At 70.9% G+C, this 20,471-nt stretch carries 21 protein-coding genes and 1 riboswitch; of the genes, 14 read left to right on the top strand and 7 right to left on the bottom strand.

Annotated elements, in window-relative coordinates:
* Positions 1 to 25: 25 nt before the first annotated feature.
* Both AB0A69_RS11675 and AB0A69_RS11670 read left to right on the top strand, forming a co-directional pair.
* Positions 26 to 529 (top strand): ATP-binding protein, encoded by a 504-nt coding sequence (locus AB0A69_RS11675; RefSeq protein ID WP_361418749.1) that lies wholly within the window; start codon positions 26 to 28, stop codon positions 527 to 529.
* A 362-nt stretch (positions 530 to 891) separates the two neighbouring features.
* On the top strand, positions 892 to 2,094 hold the full coding sequence (locus tag AB0A69_RS11670; RefSeq protein WP_361418746.1) for a YncE family protein: 1,203 nt from the start codon (positions 892 to 894) through the stop codon (positions 2,092 to 2,094).
* 37 nt (positions 2,095 to 2,131) lie between these two features.
* Here the strand turns inward: AB0A69_RS11670 and AB0A69_RS11665 are convergent, their stop codons facing one another.
* Positions 2,132 to 2,770 (bottom strand): GNAT family N-acetyltransferase, encoded by a 639-nt coding sequence (locus AB0A69_RS11665; protein ID WP_361418743.1) that lies wholly within the window; start codon positions 2,768 to 2,770, stop codon positions 2,132 to 2,134.
* A 94-nt stretch (positions 2,771 to 2,864) separates the two neighbouring features.
* On the opposite strand from AB0A69_RS11665, the gene AB0A69_RS11660 reads away from it, so the two are divergent.
* The 3 genes from AB0A69_RS11660 (at position 2,865) to AB0A69_RS11650 (ending at position 4,654) form a co-directional block, all read left to right on the top strand.
* Positions 2,865 to 3,080 carry an EF-hand domain-containing protein gene (locus AB0A69_RS11660; RefSeq protein WP_355358579.1) on the top strand — a complete coding sequence of 72 codons (216 nt, stop codon included), beginning with the start codon at positions 2,865 to 2,867 and terminating at the stop codon, positions 3,078 to 3,080.
* A complete protein-coding gene (locus AB0A69_RS11655; RefSeq protein ID WP_361418740.1) occupies positions 3,077 to 4,063 on the top strand; it encodes a CopD family protein in 987 nt (328 codons plus the stop codon). The genes AB0A69_RS11660 and AB0A69_RS11655 overlap by 4 nt, the downstream gene beginning before the upstream one ends.
* A 111-nt stretch (positions 4,064 to 4,174) precedes the next feature.
* The gene (locus tag AB0A69_RS11650) at positions 4,175 to 4,654 is read left to right on the top strand and encodes a hypothetical protein (protein ID WP_361418737.1); all 480 of its coding nucleotides are present in this window, start codon (positions 4,175 to 4,177) and stop codon (positions 4,652 to 4,654) included.
* A 62-nt stretch (positions 4,655 to 4,716) separates the two neighbouring features.
* Here AB0A69_RS11650 and AB0A69_RS11645 read toward each other — a convergent pair whose 3' ends face one another.
* The 4 genes from AB0A69_RS11645 to gcvT form a co-directional block, all read right to left on the bottom strand.
* Positions 4,717 to 6,087: an L-serine ammonia-lyase gene (locus AB0A69_RS11645; RefSeq protein ID WP_361418734.1), complete on the bottom strand. Its 1,371-nt coding sequence runs from the start codon at positions 6,085 to 6,087 to the stop codon at positions 4,717 to 4,719.
* Between the two features lie 176 nt (positions 6,088 to 6,263).
* The gene (gene glyA, locus AB0A69_RS11640; protein ID WP_361418731.1) at positions 6,264 to 7,523 is read right to left on the bottom strand and encodes a serine hydroxymethyltransferase; all 1,260 of its coding nucleotides are present in this window, start codon (positions 7,521 to 7,523) and stop codon (positions 6,264 to 6,266) included.
* Between the two features lie 13 nt (positions 7,524 to 7,536).
* Positions 7,537 to 7,914 carry a glycine cleavage system protein GcvH gene (gcvH, locus tag AB0A69_RS11635; protein ID WP_361418728.1) on the bottom strand — a complete coding sequence of 126 codons (378 nt, stop codon included), beginning with the start codon at positions 7,912 to 7,914 and terminating at the stop codon, positions 7,537 to 7,539.
* A 67-nt stretch (positions 7,915 to 7,981) separates the two neighbouring features.
* On the bottom strand, positions 7,982 to 9,097 hold the full coding sequence (gcvT, locus tag AB0A69_RS11630) for a glycine cleavage system aminomethyltransferase GcvT (protein ID WP_361418725.1): 1,116 nt from the start codon (positions 9,095 to 9,097) through the stop codon (positions 7,982 to 7,984).
* A 143-nt stretch (positions 9,098 to 9,240) separates the two neighbouring features.
* Positions 9,241 to 9,333, bottom strand: a riboswitch (glycine riboswitch).
* Positions 9,334 to 9,489: 156 nt separating this feature from the next.
* Here gcvT and AB0A69_RS11625 point away from each other — a divergent pair.
* Together AB0A69_RS11625 and AB0A69_RS11620 are read left to right on the top strand one after the other, a co-directional pair.
* Positions 9,490 to 10,212 (top strand): AAA family ATPase, encoded by a 723-nt coding sequence (locus AB0A69_RS11625; protein ID WP_361418722.1) that lies wholly within the window; start codon positions 9,490 to 9,492, stop codon positions 10,210 to 10,212.
* Between the two features lie 61 nt (positions 10,213 to 10,273).
* Positions 10,274 to 11,008 carry an enhanced serine sensitivity protein SseB gene (locus AB0A69_RS11620; RefSeq protein WP_361418719.1) on the top strand — a complete coding sequence of 245 codons (735 nt, stop codon included), beginning with the start codon at positions 10,274 to 10,276 and terminating at the stop codon, positions 11,006 to 11,008.
* A gap of 40 nt (positions 11,009 to 11,048) precedes the next feature.
* Here the strand turns inward: AB0A69_RS11620 and AB0A69_RS11615 are convergent, their stop codons facing one another.
* Positions 11,049 to 11,483: a DUF6010 family protein gene (locus AB0A69_RS11615; protein WP_361418715.1), complete on the bottom strand. Its 435-nt coding sequence runs from the start codon at positions 11,481 to 11,483 to the stop codon at positions 11,049 to 11,051.
* A 256-nt stretch (positions 11,484 to 11,739) separates the two neighbouring features.
* Between AB0A69_RS11615 and AB0A69_RS11610 the strand changes: the two genes are divergently transcribed.
* Together AB0A69_RS11610 and AB0A69_RS11605 are read left to right on the top strand one after the other, a co-directional pair.
* Positions 11,740 to 12,678: a helix-turn-helix domain-containing protein gene (locus AB0A69_RS11610; RefSeq protein ID WP_361418712.1), complete on the top strand. Its 939-nt coding sequence runs from the start codon at positions 11,740 to 11,742 to the stop codon at positions 12,676 to 12,678.
* 126 nt (positions 12,679 to 12,804) lie between these two features.
* Positions 12,805 to 13,587, top strand: coding sequence for an enhanced serine sensitivity protein SseB C-terminal domain-containing protein (locus AB0A69_RS11605; RefSeq protein ID WP_361418709.1), 783 nt, complete (start codon positions 12,805 to 12,807; stop codon positions 13,585 to 13,587).
* A gap of 69 nt (positions 13,588 to 13,656) precedes the next feature.
* Here AB0A69_RS11605 and AB0A69_RS11600 read toward each other — a convergent pair whose 3' ends face one another.
* Positions 13,657 to 14,289: a hypothetical protein gene (locus AB0A69_RS11600; protein ID WP_361418706.1), complete on the bottom strand. Its 633-nt coding sequence runs from the start codon at positions 14,287 to 14,289 to the stop codon at positions 13,657 to 13,659.
* A gap of 317 nt (positions 14,290 to 14,606) precedes the next feature.
* Between AB0A69_RS11600 and AB0A69_RS11595 the strand changes: the two genes are divergently transcribed.
* The 5 genes from AB0A69_RS11595 (at position 14,607) to AB0A69_RS11575 (ending at position 20,456) form a co-directional block, all read left to right on the top strand.
* Positions 14,607 to 16,277 carry an ABC transporter substrate-binding protein gene (locus AB0A69_RS11595; protein WP_361418703.1) on the top strand — a complete coding sequence of 557 codons (1,671 nt, stop codon included), beginning with the start codon at positions 14,607 to 14,609 and terminating at the stop codon, positions 16,275 to 16,277.
* 90 nt (positions 16,278 to 16,367) lie between these two features.
* The gene (locus AB0A69_RS11590; RefSeq protein ID WP_361418700.1) at positions 16,368 to 17,372 is read left to right on the top strand and encodes an ABC transporter permease; all 1,005 of its coding nucleotides are present in this window, start codon (positions 16,368 to 16,370) and stop codon (positions 17,370 to 17,372) included.
* A 1-nt stretch (position 17,373) separates the two neighbouring features.
* Positions 17,374 to 18,327, top strand: a complete 954-nt coding sequence (locus AB0A69_RS11585; RefSeq protein ID WP_361418697.1) for an ABC transporter permease — start codon at positions 17,374 to 17,376, stop codon at positions 18,325 to 18,327.
* 6 nt (positions 18,328 to 18,333) lie between these two features.
* Entirely contained in the window at positions 18,334 to 19,338 is a 1,005-nt protein-coding gene (locus AB0A69_RS11580) for an ABC transporter ATP-binding protein (RefSeq protein WP_361418694.1), read from the top strand.
* Positions 19,335 to 20,456 (top strand): oligopeptide/dipeptide ABC transporter ATP-binding protein, encoded by a 1,122-nt coding sequence (locus AB0A69_RS11575; RefSeq protein WP_361418691.1) that lies wholly within the window; start codon positions 19,335 to 19,337, stop codon positions 20,454 to 20,456. Before AB0A69_RS11580 ends, AB0A69_RS11575 begins: the two co-directional genes overlap by 4 nt.
* Positions 20,457 to 20,471 lie beyond the last annotated feature (15 nt).

The raw sequence follows: 20,471 nt of genomic DNA, 5'->3' as shown, positions 1-20,471 counted from the left end.
GCGGCCGGGCGGCCATGATGGGGGCATGGCGGGGTTGGAAGGTGTGGAGCAACCACGGCAGCGCGGCAGCGCCACCGCCGCGCGGTGGGTGCCGGTCGCGGACGACGAAGAGGCGCTCAAGGCGCTGGAGCTGTTCGGCAATCCGACGGAGGACGAGGTACGGCTGCCGTCCCTGCCGGAGTCGGCGGCCACGGCCCGCCGGCTCACGCAGTGCGTCGTCCTGCGGCAGTGGGCGCTCGGCCCGCAGATCGCCGAGCACGCGATCCTGCTCGTCTCCGAACTCGTCGGCAACGCCGTCCGCCACACCGGGGCCCGCGTCTTCGGCCTGCGGATGCTGCGGCGGCGCGGCTGGATCCGGATCGAGGTCCGCGACCCCTCGCGCGGGCTGCCCTGCCTGATGCCGGTGCGCGAGATGGACACCAGCGGGCGCGGGCTCTTCCTCGTCGACAAGCTCTCCGACCGGTGGGGCGTCGACCTGCTCCCGCGCGGCAAGACCACCTGGTTCGAGATGCGCGTCTCGGACCGGTGAACACCGCGTGCACACGCGAGGAAAGCCCCCTCGCGCCGTGATGCGGCGCCGCGGGGGCTTTCTCGTGGAGCGCCGTGAACGGGGGGTGGGGTGTGCCCACGGCGCGTATGCGACCTCGCCCGGGTCAATGGGGGTCGTGTGCACCGACTATGGCAGACGGGGGGCCTTGTCGCCAAACGACCCTACCGGCCCAATAATGTGCAAATCGGGCCATGGGGCGACGGAAACGCAGGTGAGGTAGGCCACCCGCCTTCCAAACCATGAATAAATATGGGTCACGCTGTTTGATTCCTCGGCGACTCACCCGCATCCCCGCTTTTCCCCATCGTTACGACCCGCCCCGCCCGCGCCATACATGTCGCGTGACGACCCTCTCGCAGCGATCGAAGAGCCTCCTCGCGGCCGCCGCGCTCGCCGTGCTCGCGGCCCTCGCCGGCTGTGCCGGCGCCGGCACCGACCGCACCGAGGCGCGGTCCACGAAGGCCGCACCGCCCGCCGCCGTACCGAAGGCCAAGGCGAAGGCGAAGGCCGCGGGCGGACTCCCGGGCATGCCGCCGCTCCTCGACCCGAAGGACGTCTACGCGGCCGACCGCCCGAACCGGCTCTCGCCGGTGGTCAAGGGCTTCCCGTCCCGCGTGTACGTGCCCAACACCAACTCCAACACGGTCTCGGTCATCGACCCGAAGACGTACAAGGTCATCGAGACGATCAAGGTCGGCGTTCAGCCGCAGCACGTCGTGCCGTCCTGGGACCTCAAGACGCTCTGGGTGAACAACAACCGCGGCCACACCCTCACCCCCATCGATCCGCGCACCGGCGTCGCGGGCAAGCCGGTCGAGGTCCACGACCCGTACAACCTCTACTTCACGCCGAACGGCAAGTACGCCGTCGTCATGGCCTCCCTCGACCGGGAGCTCGTCTTCCGCGACCCGCACACCATGGAGCGCGTCCACACCGAGCCCGTCTCCTGCTACGGCGTCAACCACGCCGACTTCTCCGCCGACGGCCGGTACTTCGTCGTCTCGTGCGAGTTCTCCGGCGAGCTCCTCAAGGTCGACACCGAGAAGATGAAGGTGATCGGCCAGCAGCGGCTGCCCTTCCGGGGCGCCATGCCGCAGGACGTGAAGCTCTCCCCGGACGGCAGGACCTTCTACATCGCCGACATGATGGCCCACGGCATGTGGGTGCTGAACGGCGACACCTTCGCCCCGCCCAGGCTGCTGCCCACCGGCAAGGGCTGCCACGGCCTCTACGTCTCGCGTGATTCCAAGGAGATGTACGTCTCCAACCGGGGCGAGGGCTCCGTCTCCGTCTACGACTTCGCGCGCGGCACGCTCACCAAGAAGTGGCACCTGCCGGACGGCGGCTCACCCGACATGGGCGGTGTCTCCGCCGACGGCAAGGTGCTGTGGCTGTCCGGGCGGTACGACTCCGAGGTGTACGCGATCGACACGACGACCGGCAAGCAGCTCGCCCGCATCCCGGTCGGCGGCGGCCCGCACGGCCTGGCGGTCTACCCGCAACCCGGCCGCTACTCGCTCGGCCACACCGGCGTCTTCCGCTGACCGCGCCTTTCCGGGCGCGGCCCCTGACCGCGGCCTCTCAGGAGGCGATGAACAGGGCCTCCGAGCCGACCGGGCGGTAGCCCGCCGCCTGGAAGGCGCGCACGCTGCGGGCGTTGCCCGGCGACTGCTGGGCCCACACCGCCGCGTCCGGCACCAGATGGCGGGCCGCGACGGCGAGGGCCGTGCCCAGGCCGCCGCCGCGCGCCTCCTCGTCGACCTCGACCGCCGCCTCCCAGCGCCCGGCGACGCCCCGCCCGAGGATCACCACACCGCCGTCGGCGGCCCAGACGCGTACGTCGTCGCGGAACTTCCACGCGCGCGCGACGCGGGGGTGGTCGGGGTCGGCGATCTCCCGCAGGGCGAGCTCCGGGGCGCCGGGCAGGGCGGGGGCGACCGTCAGCAGGTCGACGGTGTTCATGTGGCGGCCCGTACGGGCCAGGACCGCCGCGAGGAACACCGGGTTCATGGTGGCGGCCAGGGGGTCGCTCGCGGTGGCAGCGAGGGTGCCGCGTATCCAGTCCGGATCCTCGTCCGTGAAGATCACCGAGTGCGCGGTGAAGGCCAGCACCCCGGCGTCCCGGACGTTCGGCTGCGGAACCACCGTCACCGAGCCGTCGGCCGGTGGGAAGTGCCCGCGTGCCGCCGCTGCCAGGATGTCCGCCACCGCGTCGCTCATGCGTTCCATGGTGCCGCATGGCCCCCGGACCGGGTGCACGAGCCGCCCCGATAATCTGACCGGCGTCAGTTATGCACCAAGAAGGGGTGGACCTGTGGCGGACATCGAGTCGGCGCGCAAGGCATTCGAGCGGTTCGACGTGAACGGGGACGGGCTGATCTCGGCCGCCGAATACAAGAGCGTCATGGCGCAGCTCGGCGACTTCAACGTCACCGAGACCGTCGCCCAGGCCGTCATCAACAACCAGGACGGCGACGGCGACGGCCTGCTCACCTTCGACGAGTTCTGGGCGCACCTCAACAAGGCGTGACCCTCCGCACTGCCGACGGCGCCGTCCGGCGATCCGGGCGGCGCCGTACGCGTACGGCGCTCCTCGCCGGCGCGGGCACGCTCGTCGCGCTCGCGGTCGCCCTGTACGGCGCCCGCGTCGCCGCGCACGGCACCGGAGAGCTGCGCATCCCGGCCCCCGGAGCCACCACCTTCCTGCGCGCCGTCGTCTTCGCCGCCCTGGCCGTGCACCTCGGGGAACTCGCCTGTGCCCGGCTCGTCGGAGAGGGGCCCCGGCCCCGGCCGTGGGCGGTGTGGGCGGCGCTCGGCGGGGCCGCCGCCTCGGCCGGGCAGATCGTGGTCCTGGCCGCGGTCAGCGACCTCGACCTCACCGCCGCGTACGGCACCCGCGAGGGCGGGCTGCTGCTCCTCATGGCGAACGGCTTCGCCCTGGCGGCCGCCTGCGCCGCCTCCGGTCGTGTCCGCGCCCGGCCCCTCTGGGCGCTCGCGCCGCTCGCGCTGGTGACCGGCGCCGAGGCGCTGCGCGCGCACCCGGAGCCGTACACACCCGAGCTCGGCACGGCGCTCACCGTCGTCCACCTCACCGCCGGGTCCCTGTGGGTCGGCGGTCTGCTGTATGTGCTGCGCGTGGCGCACCTGCGCGGCGGCGGCGTACGGGGCGCCCGCGAGGCCCTGACGCGGTACGCGCGCCTCGCCGGCTGGCTCTACGCGGCGCTCGCCACCACCGGCACCTGCTCCACGCTGAGGCGCCTGCCCGCCGACGTCGTGCTCTCCAGCGCGTACGGCAGGGTGCTGATCGCCAAGCTCGCCCTGGTCGCGGTGGCGAGCGCCCTGGCGCTGACCGCCCGCCGCCGCATGCTCCGCCGCCGGGCCCGGCACGCCGGCGACGCGACGGGCCCCGCCCGCGCCGAGCTGGCGGTGCTCGCGGGGGTCGTGGTGGTGTCCGCGCTGCTGACGGTGGTGCCCGACCCGCACTGGATCAGCACCCGGCTCACCCTGCAGTGAGGAACAGTGATCACAGGTGGCCTAAAACGGCCACCTGTGATCACTGTTCCTTCACAAACAAGATCGCTTACTGTCCTCGTCGACAGCTCACGTGATCAAGGGAGTGCGACAGTGCGCAAGACCGGCAGATTCCTCACCACCGCGGCGGCCATCGCGGGTGGCCTGCTCCTCACCGCCGCACCTGCCGAGGCCGCACCGTACTGGCAGAGCGTGTCCACCAGCTCCAACTGGAGCTGCGCCCGAACCGTCGTCCACACCGCGAAGGCCGGTGTCGGCTTCCAGGCGTGCACCGTGCGGAACCACAACAACGACGCTCAGGTCGTGCTGGTCGTCGTGAACAACTCCACCTCGGCCGTGAACATCTCCGGCATCGTCGACTCGGACTTCGGGGACGGGAGCTGCGGCTCGTACAGCCTCGCGGTCGGCGAGCGCCGTGGCTGCTTCGGTCCCACCTCGACCGTTCCGTCCTGCCCGTTCGGAGCCGGGGTGCCGGATGACGCCGTGACGTACCACAACGGCACCGTGCGGCTCACGGTGAACGGCGTCGTCAACTCCATGGAGTCTCCCGAGACGCAGTGCGTCTACGGCTGATGCCGAGGTGAGGGGTGAGGGCCCCGCCCGGGGCCCTCACGCTCAGGCGGCCGGTCCGCGGCTCAGCACTCGATGATGTTCACCGCGAGACCGCCGCGCGCGGTCTCCTTGTACTTGACCGACATGTCGGCGCCCGTCTCCTTCATGGTCTTGATGACCTTGTCCAGGGAGACCTTGTGGCTGCCGTCGCCGCGCATCGCCATCCGCGCCGCCGTCACGGCCTTGACCGCCGCCATGCCGTTGCGCTCGATGCACGGGATCTGGACCAGGCCGCCCACCGGGTCGCAGGTCAGGCCCAGGTTGTGCTCCATGCCGATCTCGGCGGCGTTCTCCACCTGCTCCGGGCTGCCGCCCAGCACCTCGGCGAGCGCCCCGGCCGCCATCGAGCAGGCCGAACCGACCTCGCCCTGGCAGCCGACCTCGGCGCCGGAGATGGAGGCGTTCTCCTTGAAGAGCATGCCGATCGCGCCCGCCGCCAGCAGGAAGCGGACCACGCCCTCCTCGTCGGCGCCCGGCACGAAGTTCATGTAGTAGTGCAGGACCGCCGGGATGATGCCGGCGGCGCCGTTCGTCGGCGCGGTGACCACGCGGCCGCCCGCGGCGTTCTCCTCGTTCACGGCCATCGCGTACAGCGTGATCCACTCCATGGAGAGGGCCTGCGCGTCGCCCTCGGAGCGCAGCTTGCGCGCGGTGTTCGCGGCGCGGCGGCGCACCTTCAGGCCGCCCGGCAGGATGCCCTCGCGGGACATGCCGCGGTCCACGCACGCCTGCATGACGCGCCAGATCTCCAGCAGGCCCGCGCGGATCTCGTCCTCGGTGCGCCAGGCCTTCTCGTTCTCCAGCATCAGCGCGGAGATCGACAGGCCGGTCTCCCTGGTGAGGCGCAGCAGCTCGTCACCGGTGCGGAAGGGGTACTTCAGCACGGTGTCGTCGGGGACGATCGGGCTCTCGCCCTCCACCGCGTCCTCGTCGACGACGAAGCCGCCGCCCACCGAGTAGTACGTCTTCTCCAGCAGCGTCGCGCCGTCGGCGTCGTACGCCCACAGGGTCATGCCGTTGGCGTGGTACGGCAGCGCCTTGCGGCGGTGCAGGATCAGGTCGGCGTCGAAGTCGAAGGCGATCTCGTGGACGCCCAGCAGGCTGATGCGCCCGCCGCTCTTGATCCGCTCCACCTGCTCGTCGGCGGTCTCGACGTTCACCGTGCGCGGCGAGTTGCCCTCCAGGCCCAGCAGGACCGCCTTGGGGGTGCCGTGGCCGTGGCCGGTGGCGCCCAGGGAGCCGTACAGCTCGGCGCGTATCGAGACCGTGTGGGCGAGCAGGCCCTCGTTCTTCAGCCGGCGCGCGAACATCCGGGCGGCGCGCATGGGGCCGACCGTGTGGGAGCTGGACGGGCCGATGCCGATCGAGAACAGGTCGAAGACCGAGATGGCCACGGGGGACTCCTTGTGTGGAAGACGTCGCTGTCTGCCGGGGTGGTGCAGGGACAACGCGGGGTGGGGCGGGTGGGGCGGTGAGCGGGGGCAAGAGACGGGGCACCGCACTCACTGTTCAGTGTGCGCGGTGCCCCGCAGTTCAGTCTGTTGCGTACGTTACGTAACGCTTGAAGAGTTTACAGACCGGGGTAAAGCGGGTGCTTCTCGGCGAGCGCGGTGACCCGGGCCTTGAGCGCGGCCGCGTCGTAGTCCGGCTTCAGCGTCTCGGCGATGATGTCGGCGACCTCGCGGAAGTCCTCGGCCTGGAAGCCGCGGGTGGCCAGGGCCGGGGTGCCGATCCGCAGGCCCGAGGTGACCATCGGGGGCCGGGGGTCGTTCGGGATGGCGTTGCGGTTGACCGTGATGCCGACCTCGTGGAGCCGGTCCTCGGCCTGCTGGCCGTCCAGCTCGCTGTTGCGCAGGTCGACCAGGACCAGGTGGACGTCCGTACCGCCGGTCAGGACGGAGACGCCGTGCTCGGTGACGTCCGGCTGGACCAGGCGCTCGGCCAGGATGCGCGCGCCGTCCAGGGTGCGCTGCTGGCGCTCCTTGAACTCCTCGCTCGCGGCGACCTTGAACGCCACGGCCTTGGCGGCGATCACGTGCTCCAGCGGACCGCCCTGCTGGCCGGGGAAGACCGCGGAGTTGATCTTCTTGGCGAGCTCGGCCGTCGAGAGGATCACGCCACCGCGCGGGCCGCCCAGCGTCTTGTGCGTCGTCGTCGTGACCACGTGGGCGTGCGGCACCGGCGAGGGGTGCAGACCGGCCGCGACCAGGCCCGCGAAGTGCGCCATGTCGACCATGAGGTACGCGCCGACCTCGTCCGCGACGCGGCGGAAGGCGGCGAAGTCCAGCTGGCGCGGGTAAGCGGACCAGCCGGCGACGATCAGCTTCGGCTTGTGCTCCTTGGCGAGGCGCTCGACCTCGGCCATGTCGACCTGGCCGGTCTTGTCGTCGACGTGGTACGCGACCACGTTGTAGAGCTTGCCGGAGAAGTTGATCTTCATGCCGTGGGTCAGGTGCCCGCCGTGCGCGAGGTTCAGACCCATGATCGTGTCGCCCGGCTTGAGCAGCGCGAACATCGCGGCGGCGTTCGCCTGGGCGCCGGAGTGCGGCTGCACGTTGGCGTGCTCGGCGCCGAAGAGCGCCTTGATGCGGTCGATGGCGATCTGCTCGACCACGTCGACGTGCTCACAGCCGCCGTAGTAGCGGCGGCCGGGGTAGCCCTCGGCGTACTTGTTGGTGAGGACCGAGCCCTGGGCCTCCATGACCGCGACCGGAGCGAAGTTCTCCGAGGCGATCATTTCCAGGGTGGACTGCTGGCGGTGGAGCTCGGCGTCGACGGCGGCGGCGACGTCCGGGTCCAGCTCGTGGAGAGGGGTGTTGAGAAGCGACATCGGGAAGGGGTCCTTACTCGCCGGAGAACGCGGTGTACTCGTCGGCGGAGAGCAGGCCCTCCGGCTCCTCCGCGACGCGTACCTTGAAGAGCCAGCCGCCCTCGAACGGTGCGGTGTTCACCAGCGAAGGGTCGGCCACGACGTCCTCGTTGATCTCCGTCACGTCACCGGTCACCGGCGAGTACAGGTCGCTGACGGACTTGGTCGACTCCAGCTCACCGCAGGTCTCGTTCGCGGTCACCGTGTCACCGACCTGCGGGAGCTGGACGAACACCACGTCGCCGAGCGCGTTCGCCGCGTGCTCCGTGATGCCGACCGTCGACACGCCGTCCTCGGCGGCCGACAGCCACTCGTGCTCCTTGCTGTAGCGCAGCTGCTGGGGGTTGCTCATGACTGGGATTCTCCTGTACGCGGGGGAGTGCTGGTGAACGGGGGACTGGTCCGGAAGGGGCCGGAGGTCACTTCTGGCGCTTGTAGAACGGAAGCGCCACGACCTCGTACGGCTCATGGGTACCGCGGATGTCGACACCGACGCCCGCCGTGCCCGGCGCGGCGTACGCGGCGTCCACGTAGGCCATGGCGATCGGCTTGCCCAGCGTCGGGGACGGGGCTCCGGAGGTGACCTCGCCGACGACCTCGCCCTCGGCGACCACCTGCATCCCGGCGCGCGGGATCCGGCGGCCTTCGGCGACCAGGCCGACGAGCTTGCGGGGCGGGGCGATCTGGGCGCGCTCGGCGGCCGCCTCCAGCGCCTCCCGGCCCACGAAGTCGCCCTCCTTCTCGAACTTGACCACCCGGCCGAGGCCCGCGTCGAAGGGGGTGAGGGCGGTCGTCAGCTCGTGCCCGTACAGCGGCATGCCCGCCTCCAGGCGCAGCGTGTCGCGGCAGGACAGGCCGCAGGGGATCAGGCCGGCCGGGGCGCCGGCCTCCGTCAGCGCCTGCCAGAGCTTCTCCGCGTGCTGAGGCTCCACGAACAGCTCGAAGCCGTCCTCGCCCGTGTAGCCGGTGCGGGCGATCAGCGCGGGCACGCCCGCGACGGTGCCCGGCAGCCCCGCGTAGTACTTCAGCCCGTCCAGGTCCGCGTCGGTGAGCGACTTCAGGATGCCGGGGGACTCCGGGCCCTGGACCGCGATCAGGGCGTACGCGTCCCGGTCGTCGCGTACGACGGCGTCGAAGCCCGCCGCCCGCTCGGTGAGGGCGTCCAGCACCACCTGGGCGTTGGAGGCGTTGGCGACGACCATGTACTCCTGCTCCTGGAGCCGGTACACGATCAGGTCGTCGAGGATCCCGCCGTCCTCCTGGCAGATCATGGTGTAGCGGGCGCGGCCGACACCGACGCCGCCGATGTTGCCGACGAGCGCGAAGTCGAGGAGGGCGGCGGCCTGCGGGCCCGTGACCGTGATCTCGCCCATGTGGGACAGGTCGAAGAGGCCGGCCTGCGTGCGGACGGCGTTGTGCTCGTCGCGCTCGCTGCCGTACCGCAGCGGCATGTCCCAGCCCGCGAAGTCGGTCATGGTCGCGCCGAGCGCGCGATGCGTGGCATCGAGGGCGGTGAGGCGGGGGGAAGTGCTCATGGATAGGGCTCCCAGGGCATGGCTCGAAGACGATCCTCCCCATCTGTCATCGGAACCTGAGAGGTTCACCGTGACCGTACGGGGACGGCCTTCGGCTTGCACCTTGGGTGGAGCCGCCGCGGCGGCCCGCTTTTCAGATCTGCCTCATCCACGCGGTACGGGGCCTGAGAGATTCAAGGGAGGAACTTGCTCCTTCGGCGCCCGGGCGGGACCCGGGACTCTCCCGCGCGGATTCAAGCGGCCGGTATGCGGTTGTGCGCACCTGCGTGCGGTGGCGCGCACATCATTGCACGCGGGGTCTCATCGGCAAATCGCTTGTGCCTTATTACCCTTTCTTTACACTTCTTGGGCAAGGGTCGGGGAAGGCCGAGCCCGAGCAGGGGGAGTACGCGATGAGGTTCCAGCGGACAGGTGCCTGCGCGGCCACCGGTGCGGTGAGCGGCGCGATGACCGGCGCCGTGCCCGGCGCGGTGAACGGCGCCGTGACGGGCGCCGTGACCGGCGTGGGCGCGGTCGCCGTGCCCGCGCCCGTCCGCCCGCCCGCGCCCGTGCTGCGCGACCTGCGGGACCGCGCCGGGCGCTGCCCGCGCGAGCTGGGCTTCGCCGCCGGCGACCTGGTGGTCGTCTCCGGCCTGCCCGGCAGCGGCAAGTCCACCCTGATCGCCCGCGCGGCCGAGGGACGCGGCATAGATTCCCAGGACGCCCGCGAGCGGTGGGAGCGCCGCATGCCGCGCCTCCTGCCGTACGCGGTCTACCGCCCCCTCGTCCGGATCGCCCACTACGCCGGCCTGCGGCGCGCCCTGCGGTCCGGCGAGAGCGTCGTCGTCCACGACTGCGGCACCCAGGCGTGGGTCCGGCGCTGGCTGGCCCGCGAGGCCCGGCGGCGCGGGCGCGCCCTGCACCTCGTCCTGCTGGACGTCACACCCCAGGCGGCCCGCGAGGGCCAGCGGGAGCGGGGCCGGGGCGTCTCCGGATACGCCTTCGCGCGGCACCGCAGGGCGGTGGGGCGGCTGGTGCGGGACGCCGAGAAGGGCGTGCTGCCCGGCGGCTGCGCGTCCGCCGTGCTGCTCGACCGGCCGGCGGCGACGGCGCTGACCCGTATCACGTTCGGCTGAGCCGGGCGGTTAGGGTGCCCTGAACAAGCGCCGCACGGGTGGGAAGGACGAGGGGACACCAGTGGACACCGCATGGCCGGCCAATGAGCTCGAAGAGGTGCTCGCCGCCTCGCTCGGCAACCCCGCCGCCGGAGCCCGGCTCGTCGAGGTCCTGGGCCGCAGCCCCCTGTGGATCCCGCTCCCCAAGGGCGGCGGCCCCGACAGCCCGGACCTCGACCTGCCCACGCTGGAGCTGGACGGCCAGGCGTACGTCCCCGTCTTCAGCTCCGAGCAGCAGTTCCTGCGGTGCGTCGGGCCCCACATGTCGTACACCGTCGCCCCCGCCGTCGAGTTCGCGCGCGGTCTGCCCCCGCAGCTCGGCATCGCCGTCAACCCCGGCGGAGCCGTGGGCGCACCCCTGCCGCCTCCGGCCGTCGCCGAGCTGTGCCGGGTGGGCCGTACGCCGCTGGACGGGCCCGCGAGCGGCGCCCGGGTGCGGCTGTTCGAGCCCGACTGGCAGGAGGACCCGGTCGACTTCCTCGCCGCGGCGGCCGCCGAGTTCGAGGCCACCGGCACCGTGCTCACCGCCCGCCGGACCCTCGCCTCCATCGAGGGCGGCGCCCCCACGCTCTTCGTCGGCGTCCAGCTCTCCTCCTGGGAGGGCGCGGACCGCACCGTACCGATGGACGCCCTCGGCCGGGCGCTCGGCCGCGTGGCGGTGCCCTGGCCGGTCAACCTGGTCCTGCTCGACATCGCGCAGGACCCGGTGGGCGACTGGATGCTGGACAAGGTACGGCCGTTCTACCAGCGGCCTTAGCCCGCACAGCCGCCGGCTACAGGGCCACATACGCTGTGCTTCAGTTCCCGGTCGACTCGGACTTGTTCCACACCCTCTTCATGCCGCCTTCGCGCAGCCTCCGGACCTCGATCAGGGAAGGTCCTCCGCGCAGGCACCACAGGGCGATGACCGGATCACAGACGGCACATGCCAGGGATGCGTCGTGGTAGAACGGCAGGATCGGATAACCCTTGAGGTGGTGGGCCAGGTCCCAGGCCGTGTGGAGCAGCCAGCCGACGCCGATGAAGGTCCAGGAGTCCAGGCCGCGGTAGGCGACGTAGGCCATGAGTGCGACGAATGGGACCTCCCACGGGCCGAATCCGCCCCCGCTCAGATAGGCAGCGCCGGCTCCGCCCACCATGATCGCGTTGAAGTGGCGTCGGTGCGGTTCTCTGATCAGGGACATCAGCAGGCAGTAGATGATGCCGACGATCACCGGTGACACGAGGTTCATGAGGGGATGACTTCTTCCTCCACGCCGGCTGCTCCGGGGTGGTCTGGCGTTCGCCGGTGACCTTCGAAGACGGAAGGCGGCCGGCCAGCGATGCTCCGAAGTCAACCGGCTTCCCGGTTTCTCGCCCAGTGGCACTGGTGACACGTTTCGACGGAATAGTGCCAACACCTTCTCGAAGGGCGTGAACCGCGATGACATGGAGCTTCCGGAAGGGCGGCCCAGGTCCGTCAGGCTGATGGGGAGGTAGGTGCCGGCCATGCATACGGTCGCCGTTCTCGCGTTGGATCAGGTGATCCCGTTCGACCTGTCCACCCCGATCGAGGTCTTCTCCCGGACCCGCCTGCCCGACGGGCGGCCCGGCTACCAGGTCCGGGTGTGCGCCGAGCGCGACGAGGTGGACGCCGGAGCCTTCGTCCTGCGTGCCCCCTGGGGTCTGGAGGGCCTTCAGGGCGCGGACACGATCATCGTGCCGGGCGTCACCGATCTCGCCGCCCCGCTCTCTCGCGCCTTGCACGACGCGCTGCGGTCGGCCGCTGCCGTCGGCACCCGGATCGCGTCCATCTGCGTGGGCACCTTCCCCTTGGCTGCCACCGGGCTCCTCGACGGGCTGCGCGTCACAACCCACTGGCGCGCGGCCGGTCTTCTGGCCGCCACTCACCCGGACATCGACGTCGACCCGGACGTCCTCTACGTCGACAACGGCCAGTTGCTCACCTCGGCCGGTGCCGCGGCGGGTATGGACCTGTGTCTGCACATGATCCGCCGTGACTACGGCTCGGCCGTCGCCGCCGACGCCGCACGCCTGTCAGTGATGCCTCTCGAACGGGAGGGCGGACAGGCGCAGTTCATCGTCCACGATCACGCACCCACACCGCAGGGCTCCGAACTTGAGGTGCTGCTCACCTGGCTACAGGAGAACCTGGCCCGCGACCTCCCTCTTGCCGACATCGCCGAGCGGGCCGGGACCAGCACCCGAACCCTGATCCGGCGCTTCCGCGACCAGACCGGCACCACCCCGCTCCAGTGGCTCCACCGAGCCCGCATCCGCCAGGCACAGCACCTGCTGGAAACCACGGAGCACTCCGTGGAGCACATCGGCCGCCAGGTCGGCTTCGGCTCACCGACCACTTTCCGTGACCGCTTCAAACGCACCACCGGCGTCAGCCCGCAGACCTACCGACGCACGTTCAGCTGAACATGTACCGGGGAGCCGCCGTCGATCCGGACACCCCCTAGGGGTGTCGTTGGACCCCGCCGGGCTCGGCCCGATCCGCGGGACACCCCCTAAGCTGGTGCGGTGGACCGAAGAGGGGGACCCAGGGTGAGCGTGCAGAGCACCACGGCGGCGGGGCCGATCGAGCAGCTGCTGAGCAACGTCACGCCCGGACGCTACGACGCGTACGAGGCGTTGCTCACGGCCCTCGCCGAGGCCCCGCTCATGATGCTGCTCTGGCACGGCCAGGCCGGCTCGCCCGACGCCCAGTACGGCAACATGGAGGTCGACGGGCTGGGCTACGCGCCCTGCGTCACCTCCGCCCAGGAGCTCGCCGTCTCCGGCTGGAACCGCGCCCACGAGGTCATCACCGGCCGCGACATCGCCCGCGCGCTCTACCCCGACCGCTGGGGCGTCTGGCTCAACCCGCACGCCCCCGGTGGCGGCGTCGGCATCCCCTGGCCCGACCTCCGCCGCATCGCCACGGGCCTCGACCGGATGCCCGCGGGACCGCTCAAGCTGTCCGAACCCGGCATCCAGATCCCGCAGTTCTACGCCCTGCTCACGCAGAACGCCCACCGCACCCCGGCCGTCCGCTCCCTGCGCCGCGCCTGGGTCCAGCCCGCGCTCGGCTCGCCGTACCTCGCCATCGGCCTCGACCTGTACGACACGAGCCAGGCCTCGGTCGACGCGGTCCGCGCGATGATGCGCGAGTCGATCGTGGCGGTGCCGGACGGGCTGCCCGTCTCGACGGTCGCCATGTCCGACGAGTACGACCCCGTCACCCTGTGGCTGCGCGCCAACGCGCGCCCCTTCTACGACCGCGAGGCCCACGCGACGGCGCCGATGCTCCCGGGCGGCGGCTACGGCTACCCCCCGCGCGGCGCCTGACGGCCACCGCACGCGAGGGGCACCGCGCCGGGCGGGGGGAGGCCCGGCGCGGTGCGACACGTCCGGCTGTCAGGTGCCGGGCTTGGGGTAGAGCAGGTTCAGCACGCCGAAGTCGTCCGAGGACGGGTGCTGTGGGAACTCGGGTACGGACAGGCAGCTGTTGGTCGACCCGTTGTGGTCGAGGCCGAGCGCGTGCCCCATCTCGTGGCAGGCGACGCTGCGCCGGGCCGCGTAGGTGTTGGGGGTGATCTGGTCGTTGAGCTTGACGGTGACCGACCCGTCGACGAAGTAGCCGCCGGACGTCGTCGCCTCGGTCAGGCCGTACCATTCGCTGCCGTAACTGCCGCTGTACACGTGGACGCAGTGACGGCCGCCCCCGGGGCACCCTGCCGTGTGCCAGCGGTAGTACGCGTCGATGCCGGGCGCCTGGTACCAGTCGACCCGGGCGTCCGTCACCGGCCAGGAGTCGCTGGTGTGGTCGAGGAAGTACACCTGCGGGTCGTTGAACGGCCCGTAGGCCCATTTGGCCCCGCACCACGCGGACGCGGTCCCGACGTAGGGCGCGCAGCCGAACGCGCCGACGCCGGTCTTGCCGGTCTTGCCGTCGGCGTCCTGCACCCCGCGGACGCCCTGCCGCCGCAGGCTGGCCCCACCGCCTGGTGCGGCGGGGGGCGTGAACGGACGCCGGGCAAGACCGGGCAAGCATGGCATGCTCGCGTCAATACGGGAGCCGTGTGATTGCGCCACATCGCCCGCGCGGGCCGGGCCCACCCCTTGGACGCCCACCCCGCGACGCCCGCCTCCGCACCCCGCCGGAGCGGCCCGCCGAACCGCCCCACATGTCACGGGTGTTACGCCTCCCCACGCGCTTGTCCCGGAACTGACCGGTTTGGCGAGTGTCCGGGTCTCAGGTAGGTATCACCGCTATGCGGACTGTTCTCCGTCGACGTACGCCTGGGTAGTGTTCGGCCGGTCAAGACCACCACTCTCCCGTCACGGCGGAACCCCTGGGGGGACCCATGCGAATATTCAAGTCCCGGTCCGTCCGGGCGATCACGGCGGCGCTGGCCGTCGGGATGATCGCCACGGGCTGTGCCAGTGAGCGCGGCAAGGGCGACGACAAGGCCGGTGACAAGGACACCTTCGTGTTCGCCGGCGCAGGTGACCCCTCCTCCCTCGACCCCGCCCTGGCGAGCGACGGTGAGACCTTCCGGGTGACCCGGCAGGCGTTCGAGGCGCTGCTGGAGCACGAGTCGGGCGGCAGCAAGCTCGTCGGCGGGCTGGCCGAGAAGTGGTCGAGCGACCCGACCGGCACGGTGTGGACGTTCAACCTCCGCAAGGGCGTGAAGTTCCACGACGGCGAGGCGTTCAACGCCGCGGCCGTCTGCGCGAACTACGACCACTGGTTCAACTGGAAGGGTACGTACCAGTCCAGCGCGGTCTCGTACTACTGGCAGAGCATCCTCGGCGGCTTCGCCAAGAACGAGGACAAGGAAGCCCCGAAGCCGAACTACAAGTCCTGCGCCGCCAAGGACGAGAACACCGCCGTCATCACGGTGAACGAGCCCTCCGCCACGCTCCCCGGCGGCTTCTCCCTCCAGGCCCTGGCGATCCACTCGCCGAAGGCCCTCAAGGAGTACGAGAAGCAGGAGGCCACCGCCAAGGGCGAGGCCATCACGTACCCCAAGTACAGCCAGGAGGCCGGCACGGTCGCCGGCACCGGCCCGTACAAGATCGTGAAGTGGAACAAGGGCAACAAGGAAGTCACCCTCGAGCGCTTCGACGACTACTGGGGCGAGAAGGCCAAGATCAAGAACCTGGTCTTCCGCACCATCGACACCGAGGACGGCCGCCGCCAGGCCCTCCAGGCCGGTGACATCGACGGTTACGACCTCGTCGCCCCGGCCGATGTGAAGACGCTGGAGAACGCGGGCTTCCAGGTCCCCACCCGTGACGTCTTCAACATCTTCTATGTCGGCTTCTCGCAGGAGAAGAACCCGGCGCTGCAGAAGCCCGAGGTGCGCCAGGCCATCGCGCACGCCATCGACCGCGAGAACATCGTCAAGACGCAGCTCCCCGAGGGCGGCAAGGCGGCCACGCAGTTCATGCCGGACACGATCGCCGGCCACTCGGACAAGGTGAAGAAGTACCCGTTCGACACCAACAAGGCCAAGCAGCTCCTCGCGTCCGCGGGCGCGTCCGGTCTGAGCATCGAGTTCTGCTACCCGACCGAGGTCACCCGCCCGTACATGCCCGCTCCGCAGGACATCTTCGAGCTGATGAAGTCCGACCTGGAGAAGGCCGGCATCAAGGTCACCCCCAAGCCCATGAAGTGGGCCCCGGACTACCTGGACGCCACCGAGGCCGGTGCCTGCCCCCTGCACATGCTCGGCTGGACCGGTGACTACAACGACGGTTACAACTTCATCGGCACCTGGTTCGCCGAGTACGACAAGCAGTGGGGCTTCAAGGACGCCAAGGTCTTCGAGGCGGTGACCGCCGGCTCGAAGGAGGCGGACCCCGTCAAGCGCGTCGAGGCGTACAAGAAGGCCAACGAGGTGATCATGGACTACCTGCCGGGTCTGCCGATCTCCTCCTCGCCGCCCGCCATCGCGTTCGGCAAGAACGTCAACCCGCCGAAGGTCTCCCCGCTGACGCAGGAGAACTTCGCCGAGGTCTCCTTCAAGTAATCGCATCCCACGCGGGGTCCGCCCGGCCACGGCATCGTCGGTGGCCGGGCGGACCCGCATCTCACGCACGTTAAGAAAGGGGCATGCGGGGTGCTGCGACTCGTCGTACGAAGACTGCTACAGCTCATACCCACCCTGCTCGGCCTGTCGGTTCTGCTCTTCCTCTGGCTGAACCGGCTGCCCGGCGGACCCGCCTCAGCGATCCTGGGCGAGCGGGCGACCGAAGCCGAAGTGGCGCGCATCAACCGCATCCTGGGCCTCGACCAGCCGGTCTGGGTGCAGTACGGGCGCTTCCTCAAGCGACTCTTCGAGCTGGACCTCGGAACCTCCACCCAGACCGGGCAGCCGGTGTGGGACGAGTTCATCCTGCGCTTCCCGGCCACGGTCGAACTCGGCTTGGCGGCGATGCTCATCGCCGTCGTCGTCGGCATCCCGCTGGGGTACTTCGCGGCCCGGCGGCGCGGCAGCTGGCTGGACGTCACGGCGGTGTCCGGCTCGCTGGTCGGCATCTGCGTCCCGGTGTTCTTCCTCGCCCTGCTGCTCAAGGGCGTCTTCGCCGTCAACCTGGGCCTCTTCCCCAGCTACGGCCGGCTGTCGACCGGCATGGACGCCACCGAGGTCACCGGCTTCGCCGTCCTCGACGGGCTGCTGACCGGCGAGTTCGACGCCTCGTGGGACGCGCTCATGCACCTGGTGCTGCCGGCCGTCGCCCTCTCCTCCATCCCCCTGGCGGTCATCGTCCGCATGACCCGCGCCAGCGTCCTGGAGGTGCTCGGCGAGGACTACGTCCGCACCGCCGAGTCCAAGGGCCTGGAGAAGCGCGTCGTACGCGGACGGCACGTGCTGCGCAACGCGCTGCTGCCGGTGGTCACCACGATCGGCCTGCTGACCGGATCGCTGCTGTCGGGCGCGGTGCTCACCGAGTCCGTCTTCGCCTTCGGCGGTATCGGCTCCTTCATCCGGACCGCGATCGACGACCGCGACTACCCCGTGCTCGTCGGTTTCATCATGTTCATCGCCATGGTGTACGTCCTCATCAACCTGCTGGTCGACCTGGCGTACAGCCTCATTGACCCGAGAGTGCGGGTGCACTGACGTGAGCACCAAGACTGACAAGATCGACCGCCTCGCCCAGCTCACCGTACGGAGCGAGGCCACCGCCGGCGGCAGCCTGTGGCGTGAGGCGTTCCGCCGCCTCAAAGCCAGCAAGATGGCGCTCGTCGGCGCCGCGGTCATCGCCGTGTTCGTCGTCGTCGCCGTGATCGGGCCCTGGATCGCGCCGTACGCCCCCACCGCGCAGACCTGGCGGGGTGAGGTCTTCCCCAACCAGGGCAAGTTCGTCGGGCCGCGCGGCGACAACTGGTTCGGCCTGGACCACCTCGGCCGCGACCAGCTGTCCCGGTTCCTCGTCGGCGCGCGGCAGACCCTGCTCGTGGGTGTCGTGTCGATGCTCATCGGCCTGATCGTGGGCGCGCTCATCGGCCTGCTCTCCGGCGCCGCGGCGACGCTCGGCGGCCCGGCGGGCCGCCGGATCGACACCGTCGTCATGCGCATCACCGACATCATGCTGTCGCTGCCGTCGCTGCTGCTCGCCGTCTCCATCGCCGCGGTGATGGGCCAGTCCCTCACCACCGTGATGATCGCCGTCGGTGTGGTGCAGGTGCCGATCTTCGCCCGCCTGCTGCGCGGTTCGATGCTCACCCAGGGCGGTTCCGACTACGTACTCGCGGCACGGGCGCTGGGCGTGCGCAAGCGGCGCATCGTCATGACCCAGATCCTGCCGAACTCCCTCAGCCCCGTGATCGTCCAGGCGACCCTCAGCCTCGCCACCGCGATCATCGAGGCGGCGGCCCTGTCCTACCTCGGCCTCGGCAACCCGGACCCGGCCGTCCCCGAGTGGGGCGTGATGCTCTCCCAGGCGCAGCGGTTCTTCGACAACGCGCCCATGATGTCGCTCTTCCCGGCGATCGGGATCATCATCACCGCCCTCGGCTTCACGCTGCTCGGCGAGGCCATGCGCGAAGCCCTCGACCCGAAGCTGCGAGGCTGAACTGCCATGCCACTGCTCTCTGTGGACGAACTCACCGTCACCTTCGGCGGGCGCGGCCGTACGCCCTCGACGGCCGTGGACGGCGTCTCCTTCGATGTCGACCAGGGCCAGGTCGTCGGCCTGGTCGGCGAGTCGGGCTGCGGCAAGTCCGTGACCTCGCTCGCGCTGATGGGCCTGCTGCCGCGCAAGGGCGTCACGGTCACCGGCCGCGCCGCGTTCGACGGCGCCGACCTGCTGACCATGAGCCCCAAGCAACTGCGCGACATGCGCGGCAGCCAACTGGCGATGATCTTCCAGGACCCGCTGTCGTCGCTGAACCCGGTCGTACCGGTCGGGGTCCAGGTCACCGAGATCCTGGAGCGCCACCGGGGCCTGAAGGGCGAGCCCGCCCGCAAGGAGGCCGCGTCCCTGCTCGACCGGGTCGGCATCCCGGACCCGGCCCGGCGCCTCAAGGAGTACCCGCACCAGCTCTCCGGCGGTATGCGCCAGCGCGCGCTGATCGCCATGGCGGTCGCGTGCGCCCCCCGCCTGCTCATCGCCGACGAGCCGACCACCGCCCTGGACGTCACCATCCAGGCGCAGATCCTGGAGCTGCTCAAGGAGCTGGTGGACCAGGAGGGCACCGCCCTGCTGATGATCACCCACGACCTGGGCGTCGTCGCGGGCCTGTGCGACCAGGTCAACGTCCTGTACGCGGGCAAGGTGGTGGAGTCCGCGGGCCGCCGCGAGCTGTTCGCGCACCCCACCCACCCGTACGCGCACGGCCTGCTCGGCTCCATCCCCCGCCTGGACGCCCCCCGCGGCGAGCCGCTCAACCCCATCCGCGGCTCCATCAACGACAAGATCGCCTGGGCCGACGGCTGCGCCTTCGCGCCCCGCTGCGACCACTACACGATGGAGTGCCTCACCGGCACCCCCGAACTGACCGAACCACGAGCGGCCGGACACCAGGTGCGCTGCGTCAACCCGGTCCTGCCCCCGGTCCTGCCCACGGCGGAGGTCTCGGCATGAGCCTGCTCGAACTCAACGACCTCAAGGTCCACTTCCCCATCCGCAAGGGCATGCTCTTCGACCGTACGGTCGGCCATGTGTACGCGGTCGACGGAGTCTCGCTGTCCGTCGAGGCGGGCCAGACGTACGGGCTCGTCGGCGAGTCCGGCTGCGGCAAGACGACGCTGGGGCGCGCGGTGCTGCGCCTGGTCGACGTCACGGACGGCGAGGCCGTCTTCGACGGTACGGACCTGGCGAAGCTGCCGGACGAGGAGATGCGCCGCTTCCGGCGCCGCCTCCAGATGGTCTTCCAGGACCCGCTGGGCAGCCTCAACCCGCGCCAGAACATCGAGTCGATCCTCTCCGAGGGCATGGCCGCGCACGGGATCGGCGCCAACCAGGAGGAGCGCCGCGAGAAGATCAAGGCGATCCTCGCCCGGGTGGGCCTCCCGGACAACGCCCTGTCGCGCTATCCGCACGAGTTCTCCGGCGGCCAGCGCCAGCGCATCGGCATCGCCCGCGCGCTGGTCCTCGAACCGGACCTGATCATCTGCGACGAGCCGGTCTCCGCGCTCGACGTGTCGATCCAGGCCCAGGTGATCAACCTCCTGGAGGAGCTCCAGGAGCAGCTCGGCCTGACCTACCTGGTCATCGCGCACGACCTGGCCGTGGTGCGCCACATCTCGGACGTCATCGGCGTGATGTACCTGGGGTCGCTCGTGGAGGAGGCGCCGAGCGACGCGCTGTACGCCGCGCCGAAGCACCCGTACACCAAGGCCCTGATGTCGGCGGTGCCGGTGCCGGACCCGGAGGTCGAGGACCGCCGGGAGCGGATCCTGCTCCACGGCGACCTCCCGTCGCCCGCCGACCCGCCCACCGGGTGCCGCTTCCACACGCGCTGCCCGTGGAAGCAGGACACGCTGTGCGCGACGGACCGGCCGGAGCTGCGGGACGTGGGAGGCGGGCACAAGGTGGCCTGCCACTTCGCGGCCGAGATCGAGGCGGGCACGGTCGAGCGGACCCGCGCGACGGGCATCGAGGCGGTCACGGAGACGGCGGCGGTGGCGTCGGAGCCCGAGGCGCCGGCGTCCGGGGAGCCGGCCGCCAAGGTGGAGGACAAGGCCGGCGAGGTCGTGTGACGGCCCGGAGCACCG

The sequence above is a fragment of the Streptomyces sp. NPDC045431 genome, assembly GCF_040646655.1.
Lineage (GTDB): Bacteria > Actinomycetota > Actinomycetes > Streptomycetales > Streptomycetaceae > Streptomyces.
Note: the sequence above shows the minus strand (reverse complement) of the source record. Positions and strands in the feature narration are given on the sequence as shown.